The organism is Xanthomonas sp. LMG 12461, assembly GCF_009192935.1.
GTDB lineage: Bacteria > Pseudomonadota > Gammaproteobacteria > Xanthomonadales > Xanthomonadaceae > Xanthomonas_A > Xanthomonas_A sontii.
Genome location: NZ_NQYT01000026.1, coordinates 97,964 through 117,103, shown reverse-complemented (window position 1 = coordinate 117,103; position 19,140 = coordinate 97,964). Strand labels below are relative to the sequence as shown.

20 protein-coding genes and 1 riboswitch are annotated in these 19,140 nt (G+C 71.3%); of the genes, 12 read left to right on the top strand and 8 right to left on the bottom strand.

Going from position 1 to position 19,140, the window contains the following annotated elements:
- On the top strand, positions 1–199 hold a 199-nt coding region (locus CEK68_RS21215), incomplete at its 5' end, for a hypothetical protein (RefSeq protein ID WP_226977804.1).
- Between the two features lie 370 nt (positions 200–569).
- Here the strand turns inward: CEK68_RS21215 and CEK68_RS07575 are convergent.
- Both CEK68_RS07575 and CEK68_RS07570 read right to left on the bottom strand, forming a co-directional pair.
- Positions 570–2,180, bottom strand: a complete 1,611-nt coding sequence (locus CEK68_RS07575) for a carboxyl transferase domain-containing protein (protein WP_152239024.1) — start codon at positions 2,178–2,180, stop codon at positions 570–572.
- 129 nt (positions 2,181–2,309) lie between these two features.
- Complete coding sequence (locus CEK68_RS07570; RefSeq protein ID WP_010341368.1) at positions 2,310–3,473, bottom strand: isovaleryl-CoA dehydrogenase; 1,164 nt, start codon at positions 3,471–3,473, stop codon at positions 2,310–2,312.
- A 131-nt stretch (positions 3,474–3,604) separates the two neighbouring features.
- Between CEK68_RS07570 and CEK68_RS07565 the strand changes: the two genes are divergently transcribed.
- The 4 genes from CEK68_RS07565 (at position 3,605) to CEK68_RS20955 (ending at position 7,326) form a co-directional block, all read left to right on the top strand.
- Complete coding sequence (locus tag CEK68_RS07565; RefSeq protein WP_017909842.1) at positions 3,605–4,213, top strand: TetR/AcrR family transcriptional regulator; 609 nt, start codon at positions 3,605–3,607, stop codon at positions 4,211–4,213.
- 154 nt (positions 4,214–4,367) lie between these two features.
- Positions 4,368–4,886 (top strand): c-type cytochrome, encoded by a 519-nt coding sequence (locus tag CEK68_RS07560; protein WP_017915253.1) that lies wholly within the window; start codon positions 4,368–4,370, stop codon positions 4,884–4,886.
- Positions 4,887–4,979: 93 nt separating this feature from the next.
- Positions 4,980–6,734 (top strand): ExeM/NucH family extracellular endonuclease, encoded by a 1,755-nt coding sequence (locus CEK68_RS07555; protein WP_152239023.1) that lies wholly within the window; start codon positions 4,980–4,982, stop codon positions 6,732–6,734.
- Between the two features lie 298 nt (positions 6,735–7,032).
- On the top strand, positions 7,033–7,326 hold the full coding sequence (locus tag CEK68_RS20955) for a hypothetical protein (RefSeq protein WP_193314133.1): 294 nt from the start codon (positions 7,033–7,035) through the stop codon (positions 7,324–7,326).
- A 510-nt stretch (positions 7,327–7,836) separates the two neighbouring features.
- Here CEK68_RS20955 and CEK68_RS07540 read toward each other — a convergent pair.
- Complete coding sequence (locus CEK68_RS07540; protein ID WP_152239021.1) at positions 7,837–8,220, bottom strand: MerC domain-containing protein; 384 nt, start codon at positions 8,218–8,220, stop codon at positions 7,837–7,839.
- A gap of 75 nt (positions 8,221–8,295) precedes the next feature.
- Between CEK68_RS07540 and CEK68_RS07535 the strand changes: the two genes are divergently transcribed.
- Positions 8,296–9,621: a GTP-binding protein gene (locus CEK68_RS07535; protein WP_026144243.1), complete on the top strand. Its 1,326-nt coding sequence runs from the start codon at positions 8,296–8,298 to the stop codon at positions 9,619–9,621.
- A 61-nt stretch (positions 9,622–9,682) separates the two neighbouring features.
- Here the strand turns inward: CEK68_RS07535 and CEK68_RS07530 are convergent, their stop codons facing one another.
- Positions 9,683–10,546: an EamA/RhaT family transporter gene (locus CEK68_RS07530; RefSeq protein ID WP_152239020.1), complete on the bottom strand. Its 864-nt coding sequence runs from the start codon at positions 10,544–10,546 to the stop codon at positions 9,683–9,685.
- An 86-nt stretch (positions 10,547–10,632) separates the two neighbouring features.
- Here CEK68_RS07530 and CEK68_RS07525 point away from each other — a divergent pair, with 86 nt between their 5' ends.
- Entirely contained in the window at positions 10,633–11,298 is a 666-nt protein-coding gene (locus CEK68_RS07525) for an alpha/beta family hydrolase (RefSeq protein WP_152239019.1), read from the top strand.
- A complete protein-coding gene (gene zapE, locus CEK68_RS07520; RefSeq protein WP_043093670.1) occupies positions 11,295–12,392 on the top strand; it encodes a cell division protein ZapE in 1,098 nt (365 codons plus the stop codon). Before CEK68_RS07525 ends, zapE begins: the two co-directional genes overlap by 4 nt.
- A gap of 22 nt (positions 12,393–12,414) precedes the next feature.
- Here the strand turns inward: zapE and CEK68_RS07515 are convergent, their stop codons facing one another.
- Positions 12,415–12,813, bottom strand: a complete 399-nt coding sequence (locus tag CEK68_RS07515; protein WP_152239018.1) for a hypothetical protein — start codon at positions 12,811–12,813, stop codon at positions 12,415–12,417.
- Positions 12,814–12,954: 141 nt separating this feature from the next.
- Here CEK68_RS07515 and CEK68_RS07510 point away from each other — a divergent pair, with 141 nt between their 5' ends.
- From CEK68_RS07510 to CEK68_RS07500, 3 genes are all read left to right on the top strand, one after another.
- Positions 12,955–13,413: a MarR family transcriptional regulator gene (locus tag CEK68_RS07510; RefSeq protein ID WP_017908250.1), complete on the top strand. Its 459-nt coding sequence runs from the start codon at positions 12,955–12,957 to the stop codon at positions 13,411–13,413.
- A gap of 87 nt (positions 13,414–13,500) precedes the next feature.
- Positions 13,501–13,932, top strand: coding sequence for an organic hydroperoxide resistance protein (locus CEK68_RS07505; RefSeq protein WP_017908249.1), 432 nt, complete (start codon positions 13,501–13,503; stop codon positions 13,930–13,932).
- Positions 13,933–14,095: 163 nt separating this feature from the next.
- Complete coding sequence (locus CEK68_RS07500; protein WP_148827227.1) at positions 14,096–14,866, top strand: NAD-dependent deacylase; 771 nt, start codon at positions 14,096–14,098, stop codon at positions 14,864–14,866.
- Between the two features lie 34 nt (positions 14,867–14,900).
- On the opposite strand, the gene CEK68_RS07495 is transcribed toward CEK68_RS07500, so the two are convergent.
- From CEK68_RS07495 to ompR, 3 genes are all read right to left on the bottom strand, one after another.
- Entirely contained in the window at positions 14,901–15,824 is a 924-nt protein-coding gene (locus CEK68_RS07495; protein WP_152239017.1) for an alpha/beta hydrolase, read from the bottom strand.
- A 77-nt stretch (positions 15,825–15,901) separates the two neighbouring features.
- A complete protein-coding gene (locus CEK68_RS07490; RefSeq protein WP_152239016.1) occupies positions 15,902–17,170 on the bottom strand; it encodes an ATP-binding protein in 1,269 nt (422 codons plus the stop codon).
- Positions 17,167–17,895 carry a two-component system response regulator OmpR gene (gene ompR, locus CEK68_RS07485; RefSeq protein WP_152239015.1) on the bottom strand — a complete coding sequence of 243 codons (729 nt, stop codon included), beginning with the start codon at positions 17,893–17,895 and terminating at the stop codon, positions 17,167–17,169. The genes CEK68_RS07490 and ompR overlap by 4 nt, the downstream gene beginning before the upstream one ends.
- A gap of 127 nt (positions 17,896–18,022) precedes the next feature.
- Here ompR and CEK68_RS07480 point away from each other — a divergent pair, with 127 nt between their 5' ends.
- On the top strand, positions 18,023–18,601 hold the full coding sequence (locus CEK68_RS07480) for a hypothetical protein (RefSeq protein WP_226977803.1): 579 nt from the start codon (positions 18,023–18,025) through the stop codon (positions 18,599–18,601).
- Positions 18,602–18,789: 188 nt separating this feature from the next.
- A riboswitch (cobalamin riboswitch) is annotated at positions 18,790–19,009 on the top strand.
- Positions 19,010–19,140: the final 131 nt, after the last annotated feature.

Here is a 19,140-nt window from a genome sequence, read left to right as displayed (position 1 = left end):
TCTGCTGTTGATTGAAGCTTTTTCGTCGGACGAGAAGATCTGTAGGAGCGGCTTCAGCCGCGACAGTGAGAGTCCGTTCTGTCTGCCGCGGCTGAAGCAGCCCCTACAATTCAGCGGCCGCCACCCTGGCAGCAAGTGCAAGAGCAAAGCTTTCGCCTGGCGGCGAGTCACTTTTCTTTGCTTGTGCAAAGAAAAGTAACCAAAAGAAAGCACACCCCGCAGCGCGCCCTCCGCGCTGCGCGCTCCGGGTCCGCAGCCACGTCGGGGATTCGCGGAAGGGGCATCCTGCCCCTGCCGCGAACGGCGCACATCCATGTGCGCCGCCCTTCGGGTTTTTCCCCGCCGCGGCTGCCGCGCCGAGGGGACCCGGTAAGTCAAAGGCAGAGCAAGAGCAAATGCAGGAGCAAGAGCAGCAGCAAAAGCGGAGGCCGTCGCAGCGAGCGCGTCCGCGGAGCCGGTCGTGGCGTCCACCGCCGGACACACTGCTGCCGGCATCGCCAGCGACCACCTGCGTGACCACCGCCGATCCCCGCGCGAACGCGCCTTCCACCCTGAGCGCATGCGCCCGCTCACATCCGGAACACCCCGAACCGGCTCGGCTCCGCCGGCGCGTTCAACGCCGCCGACAAGCCCAACCCCAATACCCGCCGCGTCTGCGCCGGATCGATCACCCCGTCGTCCCACAACCGCGCACTGGCGTAGTACGGATGGCCCTGGCGCTCGAACTGCTCGCGGATCGGCGCCTTGAACGCCGTCTCCTCGGCGTCCGACCATTGCCCGCCCTTGGCCGCGATGCCGTCGCGGCGCACCGTCGCCAGCACGCTCGCCGCCTGCTCGCCGCCCATCACCCCGATACGCGCGTTCGGCCACATCCACAGGAAGTTCGGCGAATAGGCGCGGCCGCACATGCCGTAGTTGCCGGCGCCGAACGAACCGCCGATCACCACCGTGAACTTGGGCACCTTGGCGCAGGCCACCGCCATCACCAGCTTGGCGCCGTCCTTGGCGATGCCGCCGTGCTCGTACTTGCGGCCGACCATGAAGCCGGTGATGTTCTGCAGGAACACCAGCGGGATGCCGCGCTGCGCGCACAGCTCGATGAAGTGCGCGCCCTTCAGCGCCGACTCGGAGAACAGGATGCCGTTGTTGGCGACGATGCCCACCGGATAGCCGTGGATGTGCGCGAAGCCGGTGACCAGGGTGGTGCCGTAGCGCGCCTTGAATTCGTCCAGGCGCGAGCCGTCCACCACCCGCGCGATCACCTCGCGCACGTCGAACGGCTTGCGCGGGTCGGCCGGGATCACCCCGTACAGTTCTTCGGCCGGATACAGCGGCGGCTCCGGCGTGCGCAGCGCCAGGGCGGGGGCCGGCTTGCGCCAGTTGAGCTGGGCGACGATCGCGCGGACCCGCGCCAGCGCCTGCAGGTCGTTGTCGGCGAAGTGGTCGGCCACGCCGGAGATGCGCGTGTGCACGTCGGCGCCGCCCAGGTCCTCGGCGCTGACGTCCTCGCCGGTGGCGGCCTTCACCAGCGGCGGGCCGCCGAGGAAGATGGTGCCCTGTTCGCGCACGATCACCGTCTCGTCGCTCATCGCCGGCACGTAGGCGCCGCCGGCGGTGCACGAGCCCATTACACAGGCGATCTGGGCGATGCCCTGCGCCGACAGGTTGGCCTGGTTGTAGAAGATCCGGCCGAAGTGGTCGCGGTCGGGAAACACCTCGTCCTGCAGCGGCAGGAACGCGCCGCCGGAATCGACCAGGTAGATGCACGGCAGGCGGTTCTGCTGGGCGATCTCCTGCGCGCGCAGGTGCTTCTTCACCGTGATCGGGTAGTAGGTGCCGCCCTTGACCGTGGCGTCATTGGCGACGATCACGCATTCCACGCCGGAGACGCGGCCGATGCCGGCGACCACGCCGGCGCACGGCACCTCGTCGTCGTACAGGCCCAATGCGGCCAGCGGCGCGATCTCCAGGAACGCGCTGCCCGGGTCGAGCAGGGCGTCGATGCGTTCGCGTACCAGCAGCTTGCCGCGGGCCTGGTGCTTGGCGCGGGCGGCCTCGCTGCCGCCCAGGGCGATACGCGCCTGGGTGGTGTGCAGGTCGTCGACCACCGCGCGCAGCGCGGCGGCATTGGCGGCGAAGGCGTCGCTGCCGGGTTGCAACTGGGTCTGGATCGCGCTCATGGCAGAACCGTGGAAAGAAGGAAAGGGCAGGCGGCCGATGTGGGAGGGGCTCTTGTCCCCTTTTGCGGGATCAGCCCCGACGCGCTGACGTCGGAACGGCCTTACGGCCGATGCGCATCCTGCGTGGCATCACTTGGTCCGCTCGAACAACTCGCGGCCGATCAGCATGCGACGGATCTCCGAGGTGCCGGCGCCGATCTCGTAGAGCTTGGCGTCGCGCCACAGGCGCCCGGTCGGATAGTCGTTGATGTAGCCGTTGCCGCCCAGCACCTGGATCGCCTGGCCGGTCAGCCAGGTGGCCTTCTCGGCGGCGTAGAGGATCGCGCCGGCGGCGTCCTGGCGGGTAGTGCGACCGGCGTCGCAGGCGCGTGCCACCGCATACACGTAGGCACGGCAGGCGTTGAGGCCCACGTACATGTCGGCCAGCTTGCCCTGCATCAGCTGGAAGCTGCCGATCGGTTCGCCGAACTGGCGGCGCTCGTGCACATAGGGCAGCACCACGTCCAGCGCCGCGGCCATCAGCCCCAGCGGCCCGCCGGACAGCACCACGCGCTCGTAATCCAGGCCGGACATCAGCACGCGCACGCCGCCGCCGACCTCGCCCAGCACGTTCTCCGCCGGCACCTCGCAGTCCTGGAACACCAGTTCGCAGGTGTTGGAGCCGCGCATGCCAAGCTTGTCCAGCTTCTGCGCGGTGCTGAAGCCGGGCATGCCCTTCTCGACCACGAACGCGGTGATGCCGCGCGCGCCGCCGCTCGGGTCGGTCTTGGCATAGACCACCAGCACGTCGGCGTCCGGGCCATTGGTGATCCACATCTTGTTGCCGTTGAGCACGTAGCGGTCGCCGCGCGCCTCGGCGCGCAGCTTCATCGACACCACGTCCGAGCCGGCGCCGGGTTCGCTCATCGCCAGCGCGCCAACGTGCTCGCCGCTGCACAGTTTCGGCAGGTAGCGCGCCTTCTGCGCCGGGCTGGCGTTCTTGCGCAACTGGTTCACGCACAGGTTCGAATGCGCGCCGTAGGACAGGCCGATCGCGCCGCAGGCGCGGGAGATCTCCTCCATCGCCACCACGTGCGCCAGATAGCCCATCGCGCTGCCGCCGTACTCCTCCTCCACGGTGAGGCCGAGCAGCCCCTGTTCGCCGAGCTTGCGCCACAGCGGCGCGGGAAAGGCGTTGTCGCGGTCGGCCTGCTCGGCCAGCGGCGCGATCTCGCGCGCGGCGAAGGCGGCGACGCTGTCGCGCAGCAGGTCGACCTCCTCGCCCAACTCGAAATTCAACGACGGCATCAGCATGGCGGCAACTCCGGGAATGGCGGGTGGCCGGCGGCGCCTAGAATCGACCCGCGCCGGGCAAGAGCGCCCAGCGTAGCCGGGAACGGTAAAGAAGTGAACAGAAATTCATTAATTGAACTTAGAATCACGCCATGGCCTACAAACGCTCCGCCCTGATGGAAGAACGCCTCGCCGGCAACCGCCAGCGGATCCTGCTGGCGGCGCGCCGGCTGATCGCCGCCGACGGCTTCCGCGGCGCCCCGGTGACCGCGGTGGCGGCCGAGGCCGGGGTCTCCACCGGGCTGATCTACCGGCATTTCCCGTCCAAGGCCGAACTGTTCGTGGAGGTGCTGACCGCCGCCGTGGAGCACGAGCTGACCATCCTGCGCGCCATCGCCGCCGCACCGGCGCCGGCCGCGCAGCGCCTGCGCGATGCCATCGCCTCGTTCGTGCGCCGCGCCCTGGCCGGCCCCGGCCTGGCCTACGCCTTCATCGCCGAACCGGTGGAACCGGAGGTGGACGCCGAGCGCATCCGCTGCCGGCGCCTGCTCGGCGACGTGTTCAAGGGCATCCTGGCCGACGGCGTGGCCGCGGGCGAGTTCCCCGCGCAGGACCTGGAGGCGGCCGCGGCGTGCCTGGTCGGCGCCTACACAGAGGCCCTGGTCGGCCCGACCGCGCCCAGCCGCGACGGCCCGCGCGACAGCGAGCGCCTGGTCGAGGCCGTGTGCGGGTTCTGCCTGCGCGCGGTGGGCAGCGCCTGAGCGCGACCGGGCGCGCCGCCTGCGCCGAACTGCTGCGATGCAGCACGCATCGCCTGCGATTCCGTGTGCTCCCGGCGTGCCGCGCGGCGCAAACGCTGGCTATACTCGGTCGCGTAGCGGTGGTCCGGATTACCACGTGCCAAAGGGGTGTGATGTGCGGAATTACGACCTCGAATTTCTCAAGCGCTTCTCGATGGTGATCGGCCTGCTGGTGCTGATCACCCTCGGCCTGATCGTGTTCGCGCATTACCTGCAGCGGGCCATCCCGCCGGAGGTGTCGCCGGTGGCGCTCAAGCGCACCGAGGAGCGCATCGCCCCGGTCGGCGCGGTCTACGCCGGCAGCACCGGTGCCGCGGCGCAAGCGGCGGCACAGGCGGCGGCGCTGGCCAAGGCCTCGGCGCAGGCGGCCTACGGCGGCACCACCGACGGCAAGACCATCTTCAACAACCTGTGCACCGCTTGCCACACCACCGGCGTTGGCAAGGCGCCGACGTTGGACCACGCGCATTGGGACAAGCGCATCGCGCAGGGCAAGGAGACGCTCTACAAGCACGCCATCGAGGGCTACACCGGCCCCGACGGCGGCATCATGCCTCCCAAGGGCGGCAATCCCGGGCTGACCGAGGAGCAGATCCACGCCACCGTGGACTGGATGCTGGCCAACCTGAAGTAACCTTGCGCCTCCCGCACGCCACTGCGCCGCCTTCGGGCGGCGCATTCGTTTCCGCGCCCGTCGCGTGCCGGCGCAAACAAGGAGAGTGATCGCATGCGCATGCCGCCGCCATCGTTGTTGTCGTTGCTGCTGCTGGTCGCAGCCCCCGCCGCGCAGGCGCTGACGCCGCCGACGCTGCTGCCGATCGGGCAGTTGCGCCCGGGGCCGCAGGCGCAGGGCGTGGTGTTCGAGGGCGTGGTCACCGCGCGGGTGGAAGCCGGCGGCAGCGGCTACCTGGTGCAGGATGCCGGCGACGACGATCCGCTGACCGCCGACGCGCTGCTGGTGCGCGGCGATGCCGAGCGCGTCCTGGCACCGGGCGACCGCGTGCGGGTGTGGGGCGAGCTGGCGCCGCAGGCCGCCGCGTCGGCCAAGGCCGGCACGGCTTTCGTCGGGCGCAGCGTGCTGGAGCAGGGGCATACCGTGCTGGCACGGGCGCAGCCCTTGCCGCTGCAGGTGCTCGACGCGGCGCCGGCCGACTGGTCGGCGCTGGCCGGCATGCGCGTGCGCATCGCCGCGCCGCTGACCGTGGTCGACAACGATGCGCTGGGCAAGACCGGCGAACTGGGCGTGGCCTTCGGCGGACGCCTGTGGCAGCCCAGCGAGGTGGCCGCGCCCGGCAGCGCCGAGCAGGCGGCGGTGGTGGCCGACAACGCGCGGCGCGGGCTGCGCCTGGGCACGCTCGGTGCGCCGACGCCGACGCCGACGCCGACATCAACATCGGCAACGGCAACGGCAAAACTTCCGGACTATCTGGGGAGTGCCGCTGCACCGCCGCGCGCGGGCAGCACGGTCCAGGACGTGGAGGGCATCGTCGGCGGGGTGATCGATGGCGTGGCACGGCTGTACCCGACCGCCGCGCTGCAGCTGACGCCGCCGCCGGAACCGGCGCCGCCGCAGGTCGACGGCACCTTGCGCATCGCCGCCTTCAACCTGGAGAACTTCTTCAACGGCGACGGCCGTGGCGGCGGGTTCCCGACCTTGCGCGGCGCGCGCACGGCGGCCGAGTTCCAGGCGCAGCTGCGCAAGCTGGTGGCGACGATCCGCCCGCTGCAGGCCGACGTCGCCGCACTGATGGAACTGGAGAACGACGGCTACGGCCCGACCTCGGCGATCGCCAGCCTGGTCGACGCGCTCAATGTCGGCGGCGGCGACTGGCGCTTCGTCGACGCCGGGCGCGGCCCCGGCGACAACCCGATCCGGGTCGGGCTGATCTACCGCGCCTCGCGGGTGAGCCCGGTCGGCAAGCCGGCGATGCTGGAAGGCGGCCCGTTCGCCGAGCACAGCCGGGTGCCGCTGGCGCAGGCCTTCCGTCACGGCAGCGGCGCGCCGTTCGTGGTGGTGGCCAACCACTTCAAGTCGAAAGGGTGCGGCGAAGCCAGTGGCGACGATGCCGACCGCGGCGACGGCCAGGGTTGCTGGAACGCGACCCGCACCGAGTCGGCGCGCCGCCTGGACGCCTGGCTGCGCAGCGACCCCACCGGCACCGGCAGCACGTCCAGCGTGCTGCTCGGCGATTTCAACGCCTATGCGATGGAAGATCCGCTGCGCCTGCTGCGCGACGCCGGCTGGCGCGATGCGCTGCAGGAGGCGCGTGTCGCGCAGCCCTACAGCTTCGTCTACCGCGGCCTCAGCGGCCGGCTGGACCATGCCTTGCTGAGTCCGGCCCTGGCAGCGCGGTTGCGCGGCGCCGCCGAATGGCACGTCAACGCCGATCTGCCCGACAGCGACGGCTACCGCGAGCGCGATCTGCCCGGCCCGTGGCGCAGTTCCGATCACGATCCGTTGTTGCTGGGGTTTGATCTGTAGGCTGGGAGTGGGGAACTGGGAATGGGGAATCGGAAAAGCCGATTGTCGGCCTTCCTTTCCCCGTCCTCGATGTGTGGGACATTCCTGCTGGAGGCTCACGTCCTTCGCGAGGCGCACGACCGCCTGTTGTGAGTAGATGTGCTGTGTTTCAGGCCGGTCGCAGTGAGTGTCCGGTCTTACGCTTCACTGCCATCTCTTGAACGTTGCTTCTGTCCATTGTGCGCTGGTCGCACATGTGGCTTGGTGCTGGCCGAAGCTGTGAGATGTGGGTGTTCTCGCGCTAAGAAAGGCGACAGCCTTGTTGCTGTTGCTGTTGCTGTTGCTGTTGCTGTTGCTTTGGCATTTGCCGTTGTTTCTGCTGTTGCCGTTGCTTTGGCTTTTGATTTACCGGGTTCCCTTCCGCAGCGGCGGATGGACCGGGGAAACACCCGAAGGGCGGCGTACATGGATGTACGCCGTTCGCGGCAGGGGCAGGATGCCCCTTCCGCGAATCCCCGGTGCATCCGCGGACCCGGAGCGCGCAGCGCGGAGGGCGCAAGGCAGGGCGCGCTTTCTTTTGGTTACTTTTCTTTGCGCGAGCAAAGAAAAGTAACTCGCCCGAAAGGGCGAAAGCCTTTGCTGTTGCTCGAAGTTTGTGTGTCAGGCGAGAAGGTCTGTAGGAGCGGCTTCAGCCGCGACCAACGTAATCGGTCATGCATGTCGCGGCGTAAGCCGCTCCTACAATCCAGCGGCAGCCGCAGTAGCAGCAAATGCAAGAGCAAAGCTTTCGCCTTGCGGCGAGTTACTTTTCTTTGCTTGTGCAAAGAAAAGTAACCAAAAGAAAGCACACCCTGCCTCGCGCCCTCCGCGCTAACGCGCTCCGGGTCCGCGTCCATCACGGGGATCCGCGGAAGGGGCATCCTGCCCCTGCCGCGGACGGCGCACGTCCCTGTGCGCCGCCCCTTCGGGGTTTTTCCCCGCGATGGCCGCCGCTTCGGAAGGGAACCCGGTAAGTCAAAAGCCAGAGCAACAGCAACGGCAACAGCCAGCGCAACAGCCAAAGCCACGCTGCATCGCACCCTGATCGCCTCGAGCGAAGCGCGCTACACAGCGCGCCCCATGCTCAATGCCGACAACGCCGCCGGTGCCTGCGCCAGTTCCACATATGCGCACCGGCCAGGGCCAGACTGCCGCTCACCGTCATCGCGGTCTCGCTGGCCTCGTCGGGAATGCCGAAAGCGCCGGCCAACAGACCGAGCAGGCCCAGTGCCGCCAGCGTCCACAGCGGCCAGGGCAGCGCGTCGCGCCGGTGCCCGCGCCACAGCGCCAGCCCCGCCAACGGCGCGGCGATCGCCACGAACACCACGTGCACCCACTCGGCCTCGGCCCAGACGCCGAACAACGGCAGCGCCGCGGCCAGCAACGGCAACGCCAGGCAGTGCAGCAGGCACAGCCCGGACAACACCATCGCCGAGGCGTCGAAGAAGGATTGCGGCAGGGATTTCATGGACGGTCACTCCAATGCACAAAGTGTTATATAGTAACATTTCTAGCCCGCCACGCCTCCGCGCCGATGCCCGCCATGTCCACGTCCGCCGTTTCCGATTCCCGCCTTCCCGTCACCGTCCTGTCCGGCTTCCTGGGCGCCGGCAAGACCACCCTGCTCAACCGCGTGCTGCACAACCGCGATGGGCGCCGGGTGGCGGTGATCGTCAACGACATGAGCGAGGTCAACATCGACGCGGCGCTGATCCGCGACGGCGGTGCCGCGCTCAGTCGCACCGAAGAGACCCTGGTCGAGTTCAGCAACGGCTGCATCTGCTGCACCTTGCGCGACGACCTGCGCCAGGAGGTGCAGCGCCTGGCCGAGAGCGGGCGCTACGACTACCTGCTGATCGAATCCACCGGCATTTCCGAGCCGATGCCGGTGGCGGCGACCTTCGCCGTGCGCGACGCCGACGGCCGCGGCCTGGCCGACGTCGCGCGCCTGGACACCATGCTCACCGTGGTCGACGGGGTGAGCTTCCTGCGCGACTTCGGCTCGGCCGAGCGCCTGGCCGACCGCGGCCTGCAGGCCGGGGACGACGACGAGCGCGGGCTGGTCAACCTGCTGGTGGAGCAGATCGAGTTCGCCGACGTGATCGTCATCAGCAAGGCCGACCTGACCGATACGGTCACGCTCGACCGCACCCGCGCGGTGCTGCGCGCGCTCAACCGCGATGCGCGCATCGTCGAGGCCAGCCGCGGCGACGTGCCGCTGGAGCTGGTGCTGGACACCGGCCGCTTCGACTTCGTGCGCGCGCAGCTGGCGCCGGGCTGGATGCAGGCGCTGCGCGGCGAGCACGCGCCGGAGACCGAACAGTTCGGCATCGAAAGCTTCGTCTATCGCGCGCGCCGGCCGTTCCATCCGCTGCGCTTCGCGCGGCTGGCGCAGCGCGGGCTGCGCGACGTGATCCGCAGCAAGGGCTTCTTCTGGCTGGCCAGCCGCATGGACTGGGTCGGCGAGCTGTCCATCGTCGGTGCGGCCACCCAGACCCAGGCCGCCGGCTTCTGGTATGCGGCGCGCGAGCGCGTGGATCGCGGCCTGCTGGATACCCCGCTGGCGTTGCCGCCGTCGCCGCTGCCGTATACCGAGCTGGGCTGGCAGCGCCAGCAAACCGCGTGCTGGAACGCGCCGCCGCCGCAGGCCGAGGAGGTCGGCGATGCGCGCGAGTACGCGGCGCTGCGGGCGATGTGGCATCCGCTGTGGGGCGATCGCCGCCAGGAACTGGCGGTGATCGGCGTCGGCCTGGACGAGGCGCGGGTGCGTGCCGAACTCGATGCCTGCCTGCTCGACGACGCCGAACTGCGGCAGGGGCCGGTGGTGTGGCAGGGCTTGGAAGATCCGTTTCCGGTGTGGCGGCGCTGATGAGCCGGGAGTGGGGAATCGGGACTGGGGAATCGTGAGAGCGCGGTGCGGGCGCTGAGCGTTAGCCGCCTGCGCCCATCGCGATCAGGACGATCGCCGGCACCGCCAGCAGCAGGCCGAGGCGGTTCCAGCGGTTGGTGCGTTCGCCGAACACGGCGATGCCGAGCAGGGTGCCCAGGCCGATCACACCCAGGTTCATCGCCGCGAACACGCTGGCCGGGCTGTCCGGCAGGGCCTGGTGCGCGCGCACGTAGAACAGGATGTTGCCGAAGTTGAGCGCGCCCAGCAGCAGGCCGGCGCCGAGGTTGCGCCAGGACAACGGGGCGGTGCCGCGCAGGTGGCGCCACAGTTGCACGCCCAGCAGCAGCACGAAAGCCAGCGCGAAGGCGACCAGCAGCGAGGCGGCGAACGGCGTGCCGGCCTGGGCGATGCGCTTGAGCAGCACGTCGATCGCGGCGAAGCCGACCCACACCAGCAGCAGCCACGGCGTGGTGCGCGCGGTGCTGTGCGCGGCCGCCTGCGGCCGCTGCACGATGCCGACGATCGCCAGCAGGCCCAGCGCCAGGCCGGCCAGCTTGGCGCCGTTGGCGCGTTCGCCGAACCAGAGGAAGGCCGCCGCCAGCGACAGCAGCAGCGACAGCCGCTGCGCCGCGTCGGTGCGCACGATGCCGGCGTTGGCCACCGCGCGGCCCAGCACCAGGAACAGGCTCGGCAGCAACACGCCCAGCGCCAGCAGCGACACCCACGGCGTGTGCGCATCGCCCAGTGCGGCCAGCGGCGGCTGCAGCAGGGCGGCGCACAGCAGCAACGCCGCCAGGTAGTTCCAGGTCACCGCCTGGGCCAGGTCGATGCGCCGCTGCGGCGCCAGCTTCAGCAGCGCCGAGACCAGCACGCTGCACACCACACTCAACAGGACGAAGACCACACGCAGGATCCGGATCGGGAGGAAAAAGAACGCTGCGTGCACCGCTTCGGCATGTGGCCGCGACCCAGCCCCGCTATTATGACCGCATGACCTCTCCCGCTTTCCCCACCGCTTCCGGCGCGCTGACGCTGCAAGGCCCCGCCGGCCCGATCGAGGCCGCGGTCGATCTGCCCGACGCCGACGTCGCCGCGCTGCCGGTCACCGCCATCGTCTGCCATCCGCTGTCCACCGAGGGCGGCAGCATGCACAACAAGGTGGTAACGATGGTCGCGCGCGCGCTGCGCGAGCTGGGCGTGCGCGTGGTGCGCTTCAACTTCCGCAGCGTCGGCGCGTCTGCCGGCAGCTTCGACCACGGCGACGGCGAGCAGCAGGACCTGGCCGCGGTGGCCGCCTGGGTGCGCGATCAGCGTCCGCACGACGCGCTGTGGCTCGCAGGTTTCAGCTTCGGCGCCTACGTCTCGCTGCGCGCCAGCGCCGCGTTGCAGCCGCAGGTGCTGATCTCGATTGCGCCGCCGGCCGGGCGCTGGGATTTTTCCGGCATGGCGCCGCCGCCGCAGTGGCTGGTGATCCAGGGCGAGGCCGACGAGATCGTCGATCCGCAGGCCGTGTACGACTGGCTGGAGACCCTGGAGGCACAGCCGGAACTGGTGCGCATGCCCGACACCAGCCACTTCTTCCATCGCAAGCTGATCGACCTGCGTGGCGCGTTGCAGCACGCGGTCAAGGCCTGGCTGCCGGCGGCACAGGTGTGAGCGCGGCGGCATTGCCGTCGCAGCGCTACGCCGAGGGCGTGGCGCGCGGCGACTGGCGCGACGATCCGGCCCAGCACGCGGCGCTGGCCGAACTGGACCGCATCCATACCGCGATCGTGGACGGCGACCAGGAGGGCTGGCTGGACCGGCTGTCGGCGTTCTGGAAGAAGCCCGAGCCGGTGCGCGGCCTGTACTTCTGGGGCGGGGTCGGCCGCGGCAAGACCTTCCTGGTCGATCTGTTCTACGACGGCCTGCCGATCGCGCGGAAGTACCGCACGCATTTCCACCGCTTCATGCGCGGCGTGCACGAGCGCCTGCGCGAACATGCCGGGCAGAGCGATCCGCTGGCAAAGATCGCGCAGGAGTGGCGCAGCCGGCTGCGCGTGCTGGTGCTGGACGAGTTCTTCGTCACCGACATCGGCGATGCGATGCTGCTGTCGCGCCTGCTCGAGCGCCTGTTCGCCGAGGGCGTGACCCTGGTCACCACCTCCAACACCGCGCCGCAGAACCTGTACCTCAACGGCCTGCAGCGCGAGAGCTTCCTGCCGGCGATCGGCCTGCTGCAGACCTATTGCGTGGAGCTGTACGCCGAGGGCACCGAGGACTACCGCATGCGCGCGCTGACCCGTTCGCCGGTGTACCGCGCGCCGCTGGCCGAGGACAGCGATGCCTGGCTGGGCGAGCGCTGGGGCGCGCTGACCGGCAATGCCGAGGCGCGCCGCGGCAACATCGAACTGGAAGGGCGCAAGATCCCGGTGCGCGCGCGCGGCAAGAGCATCGTCTGGTTCGATTTCGTCGCCTTGTGCGAAGGCCCGCGCGGTCCCAGCGACTACATCGAGATCGCGCACGAGTTCACCACCGTGCTGCTCGGCGGCATCCCGCACTTCGACCGCATGAACGAGGACGCGGCGCGGCGCTTCGTCAACCTGATCGACGAGCTGTACGACCGCCACGTCAACCTGGTCTGCACCGCGCAGGATCCGCCGCCGCTGCTGTACACCGGCGAGCGCCTGGCCGGTGCGTTCGAGCGTACCGCCTCGCGCCTGATCGAAATGCAGAGCGCCGAGTACCTGGCGGCGGCGCACCGGGTCTGAGCGCAGGAGCGTCTGCGGACGCTCAGCGCACCGCGCCGGGCGCACACAGCCCGGCGACGAAGCGCGGCATCAGGCCCGCGCCGGCGATCTCTTCCAGATAGGCGGCCGCCGGGCAACTGGCGCCGCCTGCGCTGTGTGCGCAGCGGGCCGGCCCGGACGCGCCGTCCTGCGGCAACTGCCGGTCCATGGCCTGGCGCTGCGCCGCGGACAGCCCATCGCGAAACGTCTCCTCGGCATCGAGCAGATCGGCCGGGGTGAGCCGGTCGGTCGGCACGCCGGGGCACTGGCGACGGGTTTCCCGGACCAACGCGTCGGCGCCGGCACCGACCAGCACCGGGCCGTCGGGCAGGGTGTTGGGCACGGCCTTGGGCATGATGGGGGCAGCGCCGAGCGCGGCCAGCAGCAGGAACGATGCGCGCATGCGGAAGCTCCTCGAGTTGCGCGCAGCTTAGTCCTGCGTCGCTGTCAGCACGAGGGGAAGGGCGGCGCCCGCTTCAGCCAGGAGTCGGCAGGGCATAAATATCGCTTGCTATTGAATCGCGCGCTATGTAATGTAGTGCCCATGGACCGTACCTCTGCCCCCGACGCCACCGCCCTGCTGAAGCTGGATACCCAGCTGTGCTTCGCGCTGTATTCGGCCAACCTGGCCATGCACAAGCTCTACCGCGGGCTGCTGCGCGACCTCGGCCTGACCTATCCGCAGTACCTGGTGATGCTGGTGCTGTGGGAGCAGGACCAGCGCAGCGTCTCGGACATCGGCGAGAAGCTGTTCCTGGATTCGGCCACGCTGACCCCGCTGCTCAAGCGCCTGGAGGCGATCGGTCTGCTGACCCGCAGCCGCGCCGCCGAGGACGAGCGCCGCGTGCTGATCGCGCTGACCGCTGACGGCCAGGCGCTGCGCGCGCGCGCGCAGGCGGTGCCGGAAGGCGTGCTGTGCGCGGTCGCCTGCGACCTGCAGCAACTGACCCGGCTCAAGCACGACCTGGAAGAGGTCCGCGGCAAGCTGCAGGCCGCGGCCTGACCGATTCCCGTCCCGATCGCGCATTTCCCTCTACGCATTTCCCTCTACCCCATGGCGCCGCGGCGCCGCCCTCGAAGGAGAACCACCATGGCTTCACCGACCACCATCGCCTACACCGCCACTGCCACCGCCACCGGGGGCCGCGACGGCCGCGCCGCCACCCCGGACAAGGCGCTGGACGTCAAGCTGTCGACCCCGCGCGAACTCGGCGGCGCCGGCGGCGACGGCACCAACCCGGAGCAGCTGTTCGCGGCCGGCTACTCGGCCTGCTTCATCGGTGCGCTGAAGTTCGTCGCCGGGCAGGAGAAGGTGGCGCTGCCGGCCGAGACGAGCATCGAGGGTCATGTCGGCATCGGCCAGATCCCGGGCGGCTTCGGCATCGCCGTGGAACTGCGCATCGCCGCGCCGGGCCTGGAGCGTGCGACGCTGGAATCGCTGGTGGAAAAGGCGCACCAGGTGTGCCCGTACTCCAACGCCACCCGCGGCAACATCGACGTCAAGCTGGTCGTGCTCGACTGAGCCAGCGCGATGTCCGGGCCGGCGCCTGCGCCGGTCCAGGGCGACACACGACGGGCGGCCACTGGCCGCCCGTTCGCGTTGTGGGCGCCGCGCGTGTTGCCACGCACATTGAGACCACCCCGCGGGGGTGCAATAGTGTGAGCTTGATCAAATCGGGCGCGCCATGCTCAGTTCCGCCTACAACGCCGAGACCGTCGCCGCCTTCATCCAGGGCGCACGCCGTCTGCTGGTGCTGACCGGTGCCGGCATGTCCGCCGAGAGCGGGGTACCGACCTTCCGTGGCCAGGACGACAGCCTGTGGTCGCGCTTCGATCCCGAGCAACTGGCCACCGAGGACGCCTGGCGTGCCGACCCCGCCCTGGTCTGGGGCTGGTACCGCTGGCGCATGGCGATCGTGGCGCAGGCCCAGCCGCACGCCGGGCACCTGGCGCTGGCGCGCCTGGCCGAGGTCCGCCACACCACCCTGGTGACCCAGAACGTGGACGACCTGCACCAGCGTGCCGGCAGCGAGGTCGCCGCGCACGTGCACGGCCGGCTGTCGGCGCTGCGCTGCAGCGACTGCGGCCAGCCCTGGCGCGGCTTGCTGCCGCCGATCGACGTGCACACGCCCAGCCAGCGCCTGGTGCCGCCGGTGTGCGCGGCCTGCGGCGGCACGGTGCGCCCGGGCGTGGTGTGGTTCGGCGAGGCGCTGCCGGCGGCGGAGTGGGCGCGCGCGCAGAGCGCTGCCGACGCCGCCGACCTGGTGCTGGTGATCGGCAGTTCCGGCCTGGTCTATCCGGCCGCCAGCCTGCCGCTGCAGGCCAAGGAGCGCGGCGCCTGCGTGGTCGAGATCAATCCCGAACCCAGCGCGCTGTCGGCGCGCGCCGACCTGCACTGGCGCGACAGCGCCGCGGTGGCGCTGCCGTTGCTGCTGCAGCAGTGCATGGTGACCTGAGCGCGTTGCTGGCCGCAGTAACCACGCGCGGCGCTCAGCGCAGCGTGTGCAGGAACGCGTCCACCGCCGCGGTGTAGGCCGAGGGCAGGCCCAGGTCGCGGTTGATCTCGGCGTGGCTGGCATCCTGCGGCAGCACCTCGACGCGGATGCCGCGGGCGCCGGCCTTGCTGGCCAAGTGGCGCGCCTGCGCGCAGGCGTCGGCGCGGCGGCTGGAGCACACCGCCAGCAACGGCGGCGCGCTGGCGCCCATGACGTGGTAAGGCGAGGCGGCGATCCAGTCGCTGCGGACGCTGCCGAAGGCGCGGTCGTACAGCGGCAGATGCCGTTGCTGCATCACCTGCTCCACGTCCATCGCCGCACTGTCCAGCGCCACCGTGCCCAGCGGGCGGCGCGCCCCGGCCTGCGCCAGCAGGTCCGGCGACAGGTCCAGCAGACTCACCAGATGCGCGCCGGCCGAATGGCCCATCAACACCAGGCGCGCCGGGTCGGCGCCCCACTGCGGCGCCAGTTGCTGGATGCGCGCGACCGCGCGCGCCACGTCTTCTGCCTGCGCAAGCGGCGTGGCCTGCGGCAGCAGGCGGTAGTTCACCGACACCAGCACATGGCCCTGCGGCAGCCAGTGCGCGACCTTGTTGGCGGCCACGCCGGGGTTGTCCTTGTCGCCGTCGGCCCAGCCGCCGCCGTGCACCATCACGATCAGCGGCGCCTGACGTGCGCCGGCCGGCAGGTACACGTCCATGCGCTGCGCCGGGTCCGGGCCGTAGGCGACGTCGCGCAGCACCTGCGCGCCGGCGGGCAAGGGCGCGCGTGCGCCGTCGGCGCCGTCGCGCGTGGCCAGGCGCTGCAGCAGGCGGGCGCGCAAGCGCCCGTCCTGGGCGTGGACGGGGACGGCGAGCAACGGCAGCAGCAACATCAGGGCGAGCAGGCCGTGGGTGGGCGAGGGGCGTGACAGGCGCATGGGCGGATCACTCCATGGAGGACGGAGAGGAGGGGCGTGGCGCGGCCGACGCGTGCGGGCGTCGGCGCACGCCGGGTTCAGGCCGGGCGCAGATGCAGGATGGCGCACAGACCGTGTGGGGCGATGGGCTGCAGCAGCAACGCGCCGCGATGCTGGCGCGCGACGCGCTCGACGATCGCCAGGCCCAGTCCGCTGCCGCCATGGCCGCCGTGCACGAACGGCTGCGGCGCGCGTGCGGCCAGCGCCGGGTCCAGGCCGGGGCCGTGGTCGCGCACCTCGATGCGCCAGCCATCGCCGCCGTCGCCGTGCAGGCGCAACTGGAACGGCGCGGCGCCGTGCCGTTCGGCATTGCCGACGAGGTTGCCGAGCGCGCGCTGCAGCGCCAGCGGCCGCCCGTGCAGCGGTGCCTGCGCGGGCAGGACGGCCTCCCAGCCGGGCTGCGCCGCGCCCAGCGTCTGCCGGCAGAGGTCGGCCAGGTCCAGGGCCACGGCCGGTTCGTCGCGGCCGTCGCGGGCGTAGGCGATGAACTGCGCCAGGATCGCGTCGATCTCGCCGATGTCGCGCTCCATGCCCTCGCGCAGTTCCGGCTCCACCTGCGGCAGCAGCGCCAGCGCGTACTGCAGCCGGGTCAGCGGGGTGCGCAGGTCGTGGGAGATGCCGGCCAGCAGCAGCGCACGCTCGGCCGCGGCGTGGCGCACGTCGGCGCTGGCCGCGGTGAGCGCCTGCGCCAGCGCGGCGACCTCGCGCGGACCGCCGGTGGCGATCGGTGCGGCCTGTTCGCCGCGGACCAGGTGCGGCGCGGCCTGCGCCAGTTGCCGCAGCGGCCGCACCAGGCGCCGCGCGACCAGCGCAGCGGCCAGCCAGACCAGCAGCGCGCAACCGGCCAGCATCGCCACCGAGAACCGGCGCAGGCCGTGCTCGCGCGGCTGGCTGGAGAACGCCACCCACAGCGGGGTCGGCGTGGCCAGTTGCAGCCACAGGGTGCCGTCGGCATCGCGGCGCAGCGCGCGCCCGGGGCCGAGCTGATCGGCCGCGCGGCGCTGCATCGCGTCGGCCAGCGGGCCGGCGGCGCTGGCGGTGGGCGGCGCGCTGCGCAGTTGCAGGCCGGCCTCGCGCAACGCCGGCGTCAGCGCCGCGGCGGCCGGCGAGCGCTGCAGCGCCTCGGCGACATTGGCGAAACCGTGCAGCACGCGCAGTTGCTGCTGCGCTGCCGGCCGCAGCGCCAGTTCGCGGCCGAGCAGCAGCGCCAGCAGGCCGGCGCCGGCCAGCACCAGCGCGATCACCAGCGCCAGTTGCCCGAACAGGCTGCGCGGCCAGCCGCTGGCGCGGGAGGCAGGCGCGCTCATGCCTGCGGCCCCGGCGGCACGTACACGTAGCCCACGCCCCACACGGTCTGGATCAGCCGCGGCGTGCGCACGTCGTCCTCCAGCAGCTTGCGCAGCCGCGCCACGATCACGTCGATGCTGCGCCCCAGCGGCTCGTGTTCGCGGCCGTGCGCCAGGCTGGAGAGGCGGTCGCGGCTCAGCGGCTGCTGCGGGTGCCGCAGCAGCACCGACAGCACCGCGAACTCGGCGGTGGTGAGTTTCAGCGGTTCGCCGTCGCGGCGCAGCTCGCGCCGTCCCAGGTGCAGGCGGAAGCGGCCGAAGCCGATCTCCCCGCCGTCCGGCTGCGGCGCGCCGGCCCCGCCCGGGCGGGTACGGCGCAGCACCGCGCGGATCCGCGCCAGCAGCTCGCGCGGGTTGACCGGCTTGGGCAGGTAGTCGTCGGCGCCGATCTCCAGGCCGACGATGCGGTCGATCTCGTCGCCCTTGGCGGTCAGCATCACGATCGGGGTGGCGTCGCCCTGGCCGCGCAGGCGCCGGCAGATCTCCAGGCCGTTCTCGCCGGGCAGCATCAGGTCCAGCACCACCAGGTCGTAGTGGCCGCGCGCCAGCGCCTGCTGCAGCTGCACGCCGTCGGCCACCGCCTTGACCGCGAAGCCCTGGCTCTCCAGGTAGCGGCACAGCAGGGCGCGCAGGCGGTCGTCGTCGTCGACCAGCAGCAGGCGGGGAGCGGGCGCGGCATCGTCCATGGACGCCACTATCGGTTGCGCCGCGGCCCCGCGGCAACGGCCGCCGCGGCGCAACTGTAAGCGGATGTTTCCGCCGCGGCGTTCGGCAACATTTGCTGGCCGATGCGGCGCCCGCGGCGCCGGCGCCATGGCTACGGTGACGCTCGGCAGCACGCCGCTGCCGTCACCGGAGAACGCCATGTCGCTGTCCTGTCGCATCACTCCCTTGCTGCTGGCGCTGGCCGCCGGCGTCCTGGTCGCGCCCAGTGCACCGGCACGCGAACACACACGCACGCGCACCGCCGGCGGCACCGACGGCGTCCGCCACGCCGCCGTGCAGGCCAGCGCCAGCGGCGCGCACGGCAGCGTGCAGCGCGCCCGCCAATGGCAGGCCGACGGCCAGGGCAACGCCAGCGCGCGCAGCGCCGCTACCCGCACGACCGCCGCCGGCGGCAGCGCCACGCGCCAGGGCAGCGCCGAGCGCAACGCCGACGGCAGCGCCAGCCGCCAGGGCAGTGCCAGCGTCCAGCGCGCCGACGGTGCCAGCGCGAGCAGCAGCGGCAGCCTGGCCCGGGCCGCCGACGGCACGCTCAGCGGCAGCCGCCAGAGCAGCGTCGATGGCACGCGGGGCAGCTACCAGGGCAGCACCAGCGTGCAGGACGGCAGTGTCGTCCACACCGGGACCTGCACCGATGCGAGCGGCATCTTGGTGCCGTGCCGGCCGTAGGCGAGGGTGCGGTGTCGGGGGATGTTCGGGGGCAGGAATGCCCCTGTCCGCGGCCGACTTCACGACCCCGTCACGGCCGCGAACGGCCGCCGCGGCGGGACCGGAATCGGCCGTCGGCGGCAAACCGTTGCCAGGCTTAGGTTTTCGTAATTTCACCCATATTTAGCGTTGACGTCGCCGACCGACCCCACTATCTTGGGGTGGTCGGTTCCGGCGGCCCCAAGCCGCGGGATCAAAAGGGAAGCCGGTGCGGCGTGCCAACGCCAACTCCGGCGCTGCCCCGCAGCGGTAATTGGGAACGAACCCGTCATCCGCACTGAGGCGCCCGCCTTGGGAAGCGACGGGCTAGGAACCGGCCACGGCCGTTGCCCATCAGCCCGAAGACCTGCCGACAGCCGCGCGAAGCACACCGCGCGGCGCCGACCGCGCGCTCTCCGGGGGGAGAGGGTCGGTGCAGCGATGACCGCCCGCAGGCCCGGTGCCTGCGCCGTTTGCAGTCTTCGCGACACCGCCCGCCACCTGCGAACCCGGTCGGACCG